The 12,143-nt window shown below is 68.0% G+C and carries 11 protein-coding genes; 5 read left to right on the forward strand and 6 right to left on the reverse strand.

From position 1 onward, the window contains the following. Positions 1–107: 107 nt before the first annotated feature. The 4 genes from TW83_RS12605 to TW83_RS22030 form a co-directional block, all read right to left on the reverse strand. A complete protein-coding gene (locus TW83_RS12605; protein ID WP_052714867.1) occupies positions 108–728 on the reverse strand; it encodes a protein-methionine-sulfoxide reductase heme-binding subunit MsrQ in 621 nt (206 codons plus the stop codon). After that, positions 728–1,639, reverse strand: coding sequence for a protein-methionine-sulfoxide reductase catalytic subunit MsrP (gene msrP / locus TW83_RS12610; RefSeq protein WP_045983131.1), 912 nt, complete (start codon positions 1,637–1,639; stop codon positions 728–730). Before msrP ends, TW83_RS12605 begins: the two co-directional genes overlap by 1 nt. 138 nt (positions 1,640–1,777) lie before the next feature. Further along, entirely contained in the window at positions 1,778–3,814 is a 2,037-nt protein-coding gene (recQ, locus tag TW83_RS12615) for a DNA helicase RecQ (protein ID WP_045983132.1), read from the reverse strand. After that, entirely contained in the window at positions 3,814–4,107 is a 294-nt protein-coding gene (locus TW83_RS22030) for a YggT family protein (RefSeq protein ID WP_045983133.1), read from the reverse strand. The genes recQ and TW83_RS22030 overlap by 1 nt, the downstream gene beginning before the upstream one ends. A 178-nt stretch (positions 4,108–4,285) precedes the next feature. On the opposite strand from TW83_RS22030, the gene TW83_RS12625 reads away from it, so the two are divergent. From TW83_RS12625 to TW83_RS12645, 5 genes are all read left to right on the forward strand, one after another. After that, entirely contained in the window at positions 4,286–4,846 is a 561-nt protein-coding gene (locus tag TW83_RS12625) for an acyl-CoA thioesterase (protein WP_045983134.1), read from the forward strand. Between the two features lie 42 nt (positions 4,847–4,888). Then, positions 4,889–6,259, forward strand: coding sequence for an MFS transporter (locus tag TW83_RS12630; RefSeq protein WP_045983135.1), 1,371 nt, complete (start codon positions 4,889–4,891; stop codon positions 6,257–6,259). Then, a complete protein-coding gene (gene mepA, locus TW83_RS12635) occupies positions 6,256–7,119 on the forward strand; it encodes a penicillin-insensitive murein endopeptidase (protein ID WP_045983136.1) in 864 nt (287 codons plus the stop codon). The genes TW83_RS12630 and mepA overlap by 4 nt, the downstream gene beginning before the upstream one ends. Further along, positions 7,092–8,009, forward strand: a complete 918-nt coding sequence (locus TW83_RS12640) for an esterase-like activity of phytase family protein (RefSeq protein WP_045983137.1) — start codon at positions 7,092–7,094, stop codon at positions 8,007–8,009. The genes mepA and TW83_RS12640 overlap by 28 nt, the downstream gene beginning before the upstream one ends. Positions 8,010–8,102: 93 nt before the next feature. Beyond that, the gene (locus TW83_RS12645) at positions 8,103–8,705 is read left to right on the forward strand and encodes a queuosine precursor transporter (RefSeq protein ID WP_045983138.1); all 603 of its coding nucleotides are present in this window, start codon (positions 8,103–8,105) and stop codon (positions 8,703–8,705) included. 341 nt (positions 8,706–9,046) lie between these two features. Here TW83_RS12645 and TW83_RS12650 read toward each other — a convergent pair whose 3' ends face one another. Together TW83_RS12650 and TW83_RS12655 are read right to left on the reverse strand one after the other, a co-directional pair. Beyond that, a complete protein-coding gene (locus TW83_RS12650) occupies positions 9,047–10,813 on the reverse strand; it encodes an L-lactate permease (protein ID WP_071209484.1) in 1,767 nt (588 codons plus the stop codon). Between the two features lie 112 nt (positions 10,814–10,925). Further along, the gene (locus TW83_RS12655) at positions 10,926–12,107 is read right to left on the reverse strand and encodes an acetyl-CoA C-acyltransferase family protein (protein ID WP_045983140.1); all 1,182 of its coding nucleotides are present in this window, start codon (positions 12,105–12,107) and stop codon (positions 10,926–10,928) included. Positions 12,108–12,143: the final 36 nt, after the last annotated feature.

Here is a 12,143-nt window from a genome sequence, read left to right on the forward strand (position 1 = left end):
GGTGAAGCGGTGTTTAGGCCTAGCCGCCGGGGGACGCAAGCAGGTTTTGTGAAAAAAACGTGTCAGCCGGTCAGTTTTCTTGCAACTTACTGAAATAAAAGGAAAAGTCAGGCCCTTGCGGGGCGGGTCCAGGACATCGGGCGACGAATCACAAGCCTGGAGGCCAGCAGAAGCGCGATCACCGCCGCCCAGAAGATCGGGGCGATCTCGTTGACCTTGATGGCCCACAGCCAATGCATCGCGGCAAGGGGGGCTGCAACATAGACCAGCTTGTGCAGGCGTCGCCACGCCTGCCCACCCATGCGCCGCAGCGACAGGTTGTTCGACGTCACGGCCAGCGCGATCAGGATCAGGAACGATCCCATCCCGAACAGCAGGTAGGGCCGCTTGAGGATGTCACGGGCCATCTGTCCCCACAGCAGTCCCATGTCCAGAACGACCCAGGCTAGGACATGGGGCAATGCATAGGCGAAACAGATCACCCCGATCGCGCGGCGGAACCGCATCAACGACACGCCCGTCAGTCGCAGCAATGGCGTGACCGCCAGGCCGCCGATCAGGAAGTACAGCGCGGTCTGGCCAAGGCGGTGTTCGACCTCCTGCACGGGATCGACGCCCAGGCCGCCGGTGAAGATGTCCCACAGCAGCACGGCAAAGGGCACCGCCCCCGCCAGCCAGACCGCCCAGACCGGAATGCGCCGCAGCGCGTTGTTGATGCCGCGGATCATCAGTAATTCACCGACAGATCCATTCCCGCGTAAAGCGAGGCGACCTGATCGCCGTATCCGTTGAACATCAGCGTCTCCTTGCGCCCGCCGAACAGGCCAGCGCCGATGACGCGTTCGGTCGCCTGGCTCCAGCGCGGGTGATCGACCTGCGGGTTCACATTGGCATAGAATCCGTATTCGCTGGCCTGCAGCTGCTTCCAAGTGTTCACGGGTTCCTGCTCCAGCAGGTTGATGCGCACGATCGACTTGATCGACTTGAACCCGTATTTCCACGGCACCACCAGGCGGATCGGTGCGCCGTTCTGGTTGGGCATGGGCTGATCGTACAGACCCGTGGCCAGGATCGTCAGCGGGTGCATCGCCTCGTCCAAACGCAGACCCTCGCGATAGGGCCAGTCCAGAATAGCGCGTTGCTGACCGATCATCTCTTCGGGGCGCACCAGCGTCTCGAACTCGACGAACTTGGCACTGGGCTGGACGCCGACCTTGGCCAGCACGGATGCCAGCGGCACGCCGATCCACGGAACGACCATCGACCACGCCTCGACGCAGCGCAGGCGATAGATGCGTTCCTCCAGCGCGTTGTCGGGGGCCAGATCCTCGACGCCATAGCTGCCGGGGCGGTCGACTAGGCCCGCCACCTCCACGGACCAGGGATCGGTGGTCAGCGCGCCCGCATTGCGCGCCGGATCCTCCTTGCCCGTCCCGAATTCGTAGAAGTTGTTGTAGTTGGTGATCTCCTCGAAGGTGTTCGGCGTCTGGTCGGTCGACAGCGGGGACGGGCGTGCATTGATCGTCTGCGCGCGGACCAGTCCGGGCAGGGCCACGGCGGCGGCCCCTGCGGCCATGAATTTTCGACGGTCCAGAAAGATCCTGTGCGGCGTGACGTCAGACCAGTTCAGCTTCATCATGTCCTCCGATCGGGCTGCCCCAACGGGGCGGTACCCCTGCGTTATCGCATGATCCACGCAGGGGGTTGCGCAAATGATGCATCACGTTCGGTTGACTGTTCGCTGCAGGGCACCTGTTCGTTACAGGCGCGGCGCGAATTATTCGACGCGCTCGATCTCGGCCAGGAAGGCGTCGGCGAACCGCTCCATGCGCGGCGCGTCCAGGTGGCGCGCCAGTCCATCGACGCCGGCGGGGCGGCTTTCCGCGATGCGCTTGATCTGGGCGGTCGAACAGGACAGCGGCTTGTCGGTGCCGTCGGGGCCGCGCTGCAGGTCCAGCTGCACGGCCATCAGCCGGTCGAACAGCGCGCCTTCGGGACGCCCGGCCAGGTCGCGCCGTGCCGGGTGCATCTCGGGCTGCGCGCCCGCGATGACCTCCAGGAAGGCGCGGCCAAAGCTGTCCAGCTTCTTTGCCCCCACGCCGCCGACCCGCGCCATCTGGTCCAGGTCCTGCGGCCGCTTCTCGGCCATCTCGATCAGGGTGCGGTCGGGGAAGATGACATAGGCCGGCACGCGCGCCGCCTCGGCCAGGGCGCGCCGCTTGGCCTTCAGCGCGGACAGAAGCGGCTCGTCCTCCTCCGATACCTGGGTGCGCAGGACGTTGGCGGGCTTGGCGCCCTTGGTCGTGTCCTCGCGCAGCGTCACGCTCTCCTCGCCGCGCAGGATCGGATGCGCGGTCTCGGTCAGGTGCAGCGCGCCGTGGCGTTCCGGGTCGGGGCGGCACAGGTCCAGGCCCATCATCTGCCGGAAGATCGCCTGCCACTGCCCGCGCCCGTGTTCGCGCCCCACGCCAAAGGTCGGCAGCTGGTCATGGCCGCGCTCGCGGACCTTGTCCGTGGTGGTACCGGTCAGGATGTCGATCAGGTGGCCGCTGCCAAACCACTCCCCGGTGCGGACCATCGCCGACAGCGCCTTGCGGACCGCCAGCGTCCCGTCGAACAGCTTGGGCGGGCTCTGGCACAAGTCGCAATTGCCGCAGTCGCGGTCCATCTCCTCGCCGAAATAGGCCAGCAGGCGGCGGCGGCGGCATCCCGTGGCCTCGGCCAGGCCCAAAAGCGCGTTCAGACGTGCATGATCGCCGGCCTTGCGGGCGCTGTCGCCCAGGCCCTCGTCGATCTGGGTGCGGCGCAGGCGGATGTCGTCGGGACCGTAGAGGGTCAGCGTATCCGCCGGATCGCCGTCGCGGCCCGCGCGCCCGATCTCCTGATAGTATCCTTCGATGGATTTCGGCAGGTCGGCGTGCAGCACCCACCGGATGTCGGGCTTGTCGATGCCCATGCCGAAGGCCACGGTCGCCACGACGATCAGCCCGTCCTCGGTCTGAAAGCGCGCCTCGGCCTCGCGCCGGGCCTCGGCCTCCAGCCCCGCGTGATAGGCGATGGCCGGGTGCCCCGCCTCTCGCAGCGCCTGCGCCAGGCTTTCGGTCCGCGCGCGGGCGCCGCAATAGATGATGCCCGACTGTCCCCGGCGCGCGGCGGCATAGGCCAGGACCTGGGTGCGGGGGCTGTTCTTGGGCTGGAAGGCCAGCCGGATGTTCGGCCGGTCGAAGCCGCGCAGGAAGGTCACGGGGGCCTGTCCGTCGAACAGGCGGGTGACGATCTCGGCACGCGTTTCCACGTCCGCGGTGGCGGTGAAGGCCGCCAGCGGCACGTCCAGCGTGCGCTTCAGATCGCCGATGCGCAGATAGTCGGGGCGAAAGTCATGGCCCCACTGGCTGACGCAATGCGCCTCGTCAACCGCGATCGCCGTGACGCCCGCCCGGCGCAAGAGGTTCACCGTGCCCCCGGATGCCAGCCGTTCGGGCGCCATGTACAGCACCTTCAGCCGCCCCTCGGAGATGGCCGAAAACACCGCGTCGGTCTCGGCCTCGGTGTTGCCGCTGGTCAGTGCGCCCGCCTCGACCCCCGCCTCGCGCAGCGCGCGCACCTGGTCCCGCATCAGCGCGATCAGCGGAGAGATGACCACCGTCACGCCCTCGCGCATCAGCGCGGGCAGCTGGAAGCACAGCGACTTGCCGCCGCCCGTCGGCATGATCGCCAGCACGTCGCGGCCTGCGGCCACCGCCTCGACGATCTCTTGCTGTCCGGGGCGGAAACCGTCGAATCCCCAGACCTGGCGCAGCAGGTCCGTTGACATCACATGCCGTAGAAGAAGCCCGCGTTGTTCGCCAGGGCGCGCTGCGCGATGATGATGATGATGAAGACGACCAGCGGCGCCAGATCCAGCCCGCCGGTATTGGGCAGGATGTTCCGGATCGGGCGATAGATCGGCTCCAGCAGCCGGTTCAGGCCGTCCCAGATCTGCGCGACCAGAGGCTGGCGCAGGTTCAGCACCTGAAAGTTGATCAGCCAGGACATGATGATGTGCACGATCATGATGAACCACAGGACCTGCAGGATCAGTTGCAGGGCTTCGTACAGGGTTCCCATGGTCGTCTCCTTGGCTGCGCGCGCGTTCGGGCCCTGTATGGCCGCGCGTAAGGCGGGACGCAAGCGGGGCGCGACCGGATGCCGCCGCGTCCGGCTTGACGCCCGCGTGATCGCGGGCCACCCACGGGGCAGAACGAAAGGCCCGCCCCCGAAAGGCCTGCTGACGAAAGGCCCCTCCATGTATCCGCTGATCCGCTTTGCCAAGGAACTGGTCAAGTTCCGCAATGCCCCCGCCCTGGACCCCCTGGGCACGCATGTGTCCACGCACATGTGCTGGCCCTGGGACCTGGACCCCTGGTGGGAGCTGAACAACGGCCGCACCCTGACCCTGTTCGATCTGGGCCGCATCCCGCTGGCGCGGCGGACCGGGCTGGTGCCGGTGCTGCGGGCGAATGGCTGGGGCATCACGGTGGCGGGGAACTCGACCCGCTATCGCCGCCGTGTCCGGGCGTTCGAACGCTTCACCATGATCTCGCGCATGGTGGGCTGGGACGCGCGCTTCGTCTATATGGAGCAGTCCATGTGGAAGGGCACGGAATGCTGCAACCAGGTGATGATCCGCTCGGCCGTGACCTCGGCCCAGGGGATCGTCGCCCCCGCCCGCGTCATGGAGGCCCTGGGCCACGCCCCCGACAGTCCGCCCCTGCCCGACTGGATCGCGGCCTGGATCGCGGCGGATGCGACGCGGCCCTGGCCCCCCGTCATCCCGGATGACGCGAAACTTCACTTGCCACTCTGACGGGCTCTGTTCCTTATGACGGAAAAGCCATGAGGGACGGACATGACGATCGATCGCAGGCGGGTCTGGGGCTGGTGGTTCTTTGACTGGGCCAGCCAGCCCTATCACACGCTGCTGCTGACCTTCGTCTTCTCGATCTACTTCGCCGAGGTCGCGCGCACGCATTTCATCGCCCAGGGCTTGGATGCCGCGCAGGCCGGGGCGCAGGCGCAGGCGCTTTGGGGATACGGGTTGGCCATCGCGGGCGCGGTCATTGCGCTGGCCGCCCCGGTCCTGGGCGCCATCGCGGACAGTTCGGGGCGGCGGATGCCCTGGGTCTGGGTGTTCTCGGCATTCTACGTGGTGGGCGCGGCGGGGCTGTGGACCCTGACCCCCGGCCAGCCGCCGCTGATCCAGGCCATCGTCTTGTTCGGCATCGGCCTGATCGGGGTCGAATTCGCCACCATCTTCACCAATGCCATGCTGCCTGCCCTGGCCCCGCGCGACGAGATCGGCCGCCTGTCCGGGTCGGGCTATGCATTCGGCTATCTGGGCGGGGTGACGGCGCTGGCCGTGATGCTGCTGCTGTTCGCCGAAACGCCCTCGGGGCGCACGCTGCTGGGCATCCCGCCCCTGTTCGGCCTGGACCCCGCGATGCGCGAAGGCACGCGGTTCGTCGGCCCCCTGACGGCGATCTGGTACGCGGTCTTCATGATCCCGTTCTTCCTGTGGGTCCGCGAACCGGGGCCGGGCCGGCCGGTGCAGGTGCGCCGCGCCCTGCGCGACCTGTGGACGCTGATCCGCAGCCTGCGGCATCGGCGCAGCCTGGCGGCCTGGCTGGCATCGTCGATGTTCTCGCGCGACGCGCTGAACGCGCTGTACGGGTTCGGGGGCGTCTATGCGGGGACGGTGTTGGGCTGGCCGGTGTTCCTGGCCGGCGTCTTCGGGGTGGTCAGCGCGATCTCGGCTGCGGTGATCAGCTGGCTGGGCGGGCGCGCGGACCGCGCCTTCGGCCCCCGCGCGGTGATCGTGGCCAGCATCCTGGCACTGATGGCGGTCTGCATGCTGCTTGTGGGCATGGACCGGACATCCGTCCTGGGCATTGCCACGCCGGATGCGGTCCTGGGCACCCTGCGCCTGCCCGACCTGATCTTCTTTGCCTGCGGGGCGGTGATCGGGGGCGCGGGCGGCGCGCTGCAGGCGGCCAGCCGCACGATGATGGTGCGCCACACCACCCCCGACCGCGCAACCGAGGGTTTCGGGCTTTACGCGCTGTCGGGCAAGGCCACGGCGTTCCTGGCGCCCTTTCTGATCGCGCTGACGACCGACCTGACCGGGAATCAGCGCATCGGGTTTCTTCCCCTGATCGTGATCTTTCTTGTCGCGCTGGTTCTGCTAGTGTGGGTGGACCCCGAAGGAGAGACGTCCCCGTGATCCGCAAGACCCTGACCGCCGCCGCCGTCCTGATGGGCCTGGCTTTGCCCGCATCGGCCCAATCCCTGGCCAAGGACGTCTTCGGCGCGTTCCGCACGGCGTCGGGCGGGCCGGCCGTGTCGATCGGCAACTATTCCCAAGGTTGCGCGCAGGGTCTGGTGCAGATGCCCGAAAGCGGACCCAGCTGGCAATCCATGCGCCTGTCGCGCAACCGCAACTGGGGCCACCCCGAGATGATCGGCTTTCTGCAGGGCCTGTCGCGGGCGGCGCAGCAGGCCGGGTGGCGGGGCCTCTATATCGGGGACATCAGCCAGCCGCGCGGCGGGCCGATGACCTCGGGCCATGCCAGCCACCAGCTGGGGCTGGATGCCGACATCTGGATGCTGCCGCCCCCGACCCTGGGCCTGTCCCCGCAGCAGCGCGAGAACCTGTCATCCGTGTCGGTCGTCGCGAATGGCGGCACGGCGCTGTCGGGCAACTGGACGGGCGGGCACATGTCGATCATGCGCGCCGCCGCGCGCGATCCCCGCGTCGAACGCATCTTCGTCGATCCCGTCGCCAAGGTCGCCATGTGCCAGATGGAGACGGGCAACCGCGACTGGCTGCGCAAGATCCGCCCCATCAACAACCACGACTTCCATTTCCACGTCCGCATGAACTGCCCTGCCGGGTCGATCTGCCAGACGCCGAACCCGATCCCGGCCGGCGACGGCTGCGCCGAGGCGCAGGAATGGATCAACATCCGCATCGACCCCAGCCGCGCCAAGCCCTCGACCCCGGACCCCAACTATCGCCACCCCCGCACCTATCGGATGAGCGACCTGCCAGCCCAATGTTCGACCGTCGCATCGGCGCCCTGACGCTGGCCCTTGCCGGGTCGATCCTTGCCACCGCGCCTGCCCGTGCAGGCGCGGTTCTTGATTATGTCGGCACCTATATCTGGACGATGGACCAGTCGACCTTCGGCGGCTTCTCGGCGATCGACATCAGCCCGGACGGCACCGGGTTCCACGCCCTGACCGACCGGGCGCATCTGTACTGGGGCCGGATCGAACGCGATGCCCAGGGCCTGGTGCGCGGCATGTCCGTCGCCGGACGCACGAACCTGAAGGACAGCAAGGGCCAGCCCCTGCCCCCCGGCTATACCGGCGACAGCGAAGGCATCGCGGTGGGCCCCGACGGCCGCATCCATGTCAGCTTCGAAGGGCTGGACCGGGTCGCGACCTATGATCACCCCGACGCACCCGCCACCACCCATCCCCGCCCGGACCGCCTGCCCGGCATGGGCGTGAACGTGGGGCTGGAGGCGCTGGCCATCGACGACGACGGCACCCTGTTCGCCGTCCCCGAGCGGTCGGGTTCGGAAACCCAGCCCTTTACCATCCTGTCGTTCGACGGCGCCTGGACGGAATACGGCCAGATCCGCCGCGATCCGCGCTGGCGTGCGGTGGGGGCGGATTTCGGGCCCGACGGCTGGTTCTACCTGCTGGAGCGGGATTTCCGCGGCATCCTGGGCTTTGTCTCGCGCGTGCGGCGGATGCGGCTGGAGCCGGGGGTGATCCAGGACGACCAGATCCTGCTGGAGACGCGGCCCCTGCAATACGACAACCTGGAAGGCATCTCGGTCTGGGATGACGGCGTGGGCATGCGCATCACCATGATCTCGGACGACAACTTCCTGTTCGTCCAGCGGACCGAGATCGTCGAATACCGCCTGCGCGATACCGGCCTGCAGGCGCTGCGGAATTGACAAGACCGCCCGCGCGGGCGTAAGGCGCGCGCTGCTCCACCCGTCCGGGGGGCCGAGTTCTTCCGCAACCTTCGCAAAAACGGAAACCCACCGATGATCCGCTTTCTGCCCGGCATCCTTGCCATGGCCGCCATTGTCGTGGCCTCGAACGTCCTAGTCCAGTTCACGGTCGCTACCTGGCTGACCTGGGGGGCCTTCACCTATCCGCTGGCCTTCCTGGTCACGGACGTCATGAACCGCGTCCACGGCGCCGCCGCCGCGCGCCGCGTGTTGCTGGCGGGATTCGTGACCGGGGTCGTCTGGTCGCTGATCGCCGCAGGGATGGATGCCACCACGCTGCGAATCGCCATCGCGTCGGGGGCGGCCTTCCTGGTGGCGCAGATGGTCGACGTGCAGGTCTTCGACACGCTGCGCGGCGGGCGCTGGTGGCGCGCGCCGCTGGTCTCGACCCTGCTGGGGTCGGCGCTGGACACGGTGCTGTTCTTCGGAATCGCCTTTGCGGCCGTGCTGCCCGCGGACACCAACACGGGCTGGGCCAACGAGGCGGTTCCGCTGCTTGGCGCAGGACCGCTCAGCCCGCTGTGGGTTTCGCTGGCACTTGCCGACTGGATGGTCAAACTTGGTCTGGCGATACTGGCCCTTGTGCCGTTCCGCATCATCGTCCGCAATTTGTTGGGGCACAGGGCAGAAAGCTGATTGACAGAATTTCGATCTGTGTCAGCCTGTCCCTATACAGCAATCTTTTGAAAGGAGGTGGTCCAGTGTCTAGAGTGATAGTGGAGAGACGTTTCGGAACAGTCGGGGGGACCCCGGCCTGAGGGCAGCCCCAAAGGCCACCACCCCTGGTTGGGACCGGACCTGCGTCCGCCCCTAACCGGACCATCTCCTTGGATCTCGCGGGCCGCCTCTTGCTGGGCGGCCCGTTCCTTTTTGGGCGCTCGTGTCCGGTTTGCGCCCTCGTGTCCGGCCGTGCGGCCCGGCGCAACGAGAACGGGCGGCCCCGAAGGACCGCCCGCTCCGATGTCGTCAGCCTTGCGTCAGGCGCGGACAGGCACCGCGGCCCTGTCGCGATTGGCGCGCATCGCGCCGACCACGATCGCGGCCCAGATCAGCGCCGCCAGCCACCACAGCCCGCCGCCGATCAGCGCCATCCCGATCAGGCCCGCCTGCACCACGTAATACGCCATGGTGATCAGCGTCTTGCGGATGATGTCGCCCTCGCGGTCGGTCAGGCCCACGACGGCGGACGCGGCCACCACGTTGTGCACGCAGACCATGTTGCCCGCAGCGCCGCCCACGGCCTGCAGCACCACCACGATGGTGATCCCCGCAAGATCCAGTCCGATGCCCTGCGCGGCCGAGAACTGGAACAGCGCGAACATCATGTTCGACACGGTGTTCGATCCCGCGATGAACGCGCCCAGCGCGCCCACGATCGGCGCGAACAGGGGCCAGCTGGCACCGGTCGCCGCGGCCATCCCCTCGGCTAGGGTGATCGGCATGGACGCCACGCCCTCCGAGCCCGAGTTGATGAACACCTGCACCATCGGCACCGCCAGCAGCAGCGCGGGCGCCGCGGCCAGCATCGTGCGGCCCGAGATCGCCCAGGCCCGGCCGTAATCGCTGCCCCGCATGCGGAACAGCGCGACCGAGATCAGGGATGCGATGATCATCACCGTCCCCGGCGAATAGGCGAACTGCGCGGTCGCGTTGATGCCCGACCCGAACAGGTCGCGCAGCGCCAACGTGGTGTCCGGCCCGGTCAGCCACGCCTTCAGCGGCGCGATGGTCCGCGTCAGCACCAGCAGCGCCGCGACGATGACATAGGGCATCCATGCCGTCAGCAGGCCGATGCGGCGGTCATCGGGGCCCAGTTCGGCCTGGTCGGGCTCGATGTTGCCCTGCCAGCCTTCGTCCCACTGGGCGCGTGCCGGAAAGTCGAAGCTGTCGGACGGCATGAACCAACCGGCCCGCGCGGCCGGCACGACGATCATCAGGCCGATCAGCCCGCCCAGCAGGGACGGGAATTCCGGTCCCAGGATGCGCGCGACCAGCAGATAGGGCATCGTGAAGGCCAGCCCGGCAAAGATCGCGAACTTCCACGCGCGAAAGCCCTTGGCAAAGCTGCGCTCGGTGCCGAAGAATCGCGTCAGCATGCCGACCATCAGCAGCGGGATCAGCACGCCCACCAGCGCATGGACCAGCGCGACCTGCGCGGCCACCACCGGCACGTATTCGGCTAGGGTCAGGGGCGCGATGGCACTGGCGACCTCGGGGCTGTTGGACAGGCCGGTGTTGATGCCGACCAGCATCGGCGTGCCGACCGCGCCGAAGGACACGGGCGTCGACTGGATGATCAGCGTGACCATGACCGCGGCTATGGCCGGAAAGCCGATCGCCAGCAGCAGCGGCGCCGCCACGGCGGCCGGCGTGCCGAACCCGGACGCGCCCTCGATCATCGACCCGAACATCCACGCGATGATGATCGCCTGGATGCGCCGGTCGGGCGAGATGTCCATGAACCCGCGCCGGATCGTGCGGATCGCGCCCGATTCCTGCACCGTGTACAATAGCAGGATCGCCCCGAACACGATGTAGAGCAGCGTCACCGCCGTCACCAGCCCGTTGACCGTGGCCCCCGCGACCCGCGCCAGCGGCGCCCCCCACAGGAACAGTGCCAGAAGCACCGTGACCACATAGGCGGTCATCATCGACAGCTTGGCCGACCGTCGCATGACGACCAGCAACACAAACACCACCGCGACGGGCAAGGCCGCGGCAATGAACATTATTCCCTGTGACACCCCAACTCCTCCTCGAATTGTCCGCGTCATTCGGGACAGGTTCACGGCAGAAAGCAAGAAAAAACCGGTCTGGAAACCAGACCGGTTGCGCAAACGGTGTCGGAACGGTGCGTCAGTCGCGGCGGATCGCGATGGCGATGCCCTGGCCGCCGCCGATGCACATGGTGATCAGCGCGGTGCGACCGCCGGTCCGCTCCAGCTCGTGGATGGCTTTGACCATCAGGATCGCGCCGGTGGCGCCCACCGGATGGCCCAAGGCGATGGCGCCGCCATTGGGGTTCACGCGGGCCGGGTCCAGCCCCAGACCCTTGTTCACCGCCAGGGCTTGGGCGGCGAAGGCCTCGTTCGATTCGATCACGTCGAAATCGCCGGCCTTCAGCCCGGTGCGGGCCATCAGCGCCTCGACCGCGGGGACTGGGCCGATGCCCATGACCTCGGGGCGCACGCCAGCCACGGCATAGCCCAGGATGCGCGCCCGTGGGGTCAGGCCCGCGCGTTCGGCGGCATCCGCCCTTGCCAGGACCAAGGCCGCGGCGCCGTCGTTGATGCCGCTGGCATTGCCCGCGGTCACGCTGCCGCCCTTCTGGAACACGGCCTTCAGGCCGGCCAGCTTCTCCAGGCTGGTGTCCTTGGGATGCTCGTCGGTGTCAAAGGCGACCATGCCCTTGCGCGACTTGACCTCGATCGGGACGATCTGGTCATTGAAATGGCCCGCCGCGATCGCCGCCGCGGCGCGACGCTGCGATTCCATCGCGAATGCGTCCTGCTGTTCGCGGGTGATGTCATGTTCGGCGGCCACGTTCTCCGCCGTGACGCCCATGTGGCCCGTGCCCATCGGGCAGGTCAGCGCGCCGGTCATCATGTCCAGCATCGACTGGTCGCCCATCTTGGCCCCGAACCGCGCCGAGGGCACGACATAGGGCGACCGGCTCATGCTCTCGGCGCCGCCCGCGACAGCGAAATCGGCGTCGCCCAGCATCAGCGCCTGCGCCGCCGACACGATGGCCTGCGCGCCCGACCCGCACAGACGGTTCACGTTCATCGCGGGCGTGGTGTGCGGGATGCCCGCCTCCAGCATGGCCACGCGGGACAGGTACATGTCGCGAGGTTCGGTGTTGATCACATGGCCGAAGACCACCTGCCCGATCCGGTCGGGGGCGACGCCCGCGCGATCCAGCGCGGCGCGGGTGACGGTGGCGGCCAGCTGGATCGGCGGAAACGCGGCTAGGCTGCCCCCGAAGGTGCCGATGGCGGTGCGCGCGCCGGACAGGATGACGATATCAGATGCGGACATGGCTGGGCCTCCTCTTGCCTTTGGCGACAGTCTGGG

The organism is Paracoccus sp. S4493 (assembly GCF_000967735.1).
Classification (GTDB): domain Bacteria; phylum Pseudomonadota; class Alphaproteobacteria; order Rhodobacterales; family Rhodobacteraceae; genus Paracoccus; species Paracoccus marcusii.

Coding starts and splice junctions, on each gene's coding strand:
- recQ (WP_045983132.1), bottom strand. CDS start 3,814: ATGTCAACGGACCTGCTGCGCCAGGTCTGGGGATTCGACGGTTTCCGC.
- TW83_RS12655 (WP_045983140.1), bottom strand. CDS start 12,107: ATGTCCGCATCTGATATCGTCATCCTGTCCGGCGCGCGCACCGCCATC.
- msrP (WP_045983131.1), bottom strand. CDS start 1,639: ATGATGAAGCTGAACTGGTCTGACGTCACGCCGCACAGGATCTTTCTG.
- TW83_RS12630 (WP_045983135.1), top strand. CDS start 4,889: ATGACGATCGATCGCAGGCGGGTCTGGGGCTGGTGGTTCTTTGACTGG.
- TW83_RS12640 (WP_045983137.1), top strand. CDS start 7,092: ATGTTCGACCGTCGCATCGGCGCCCTGACGCTGGCCCTTGCCGGGTCG.
- TW83_RS22030 (WP_045983133.1), bottom strand. CDS start 4,107: ATGGGAACCCTGTACGAAGCCCTGCAACTGATCCTGCAGGTCCTGTGG.
- TW83_RS12625 (WP_045983134.1), top strand. CDS start 4,286: ATGTATCCGCTGATCCGCTTTGCCAAGGAACTGGTCAAGTTCCGCAAT.
- TW83_RS12645 (WP_045983138.1), top strand. CDS start 8,103: ATGATCCGCTTTCTGCCCGGCATCCTTGCCATGGCCGCCATTGTCGTG.
- TW83_RS12605 (WP_052714867.1), bottom strand. CDS start 728: ATGATCCGCGGCATCAACAACGCGCTGCGGCGCATTCCGGTCTGGGCG.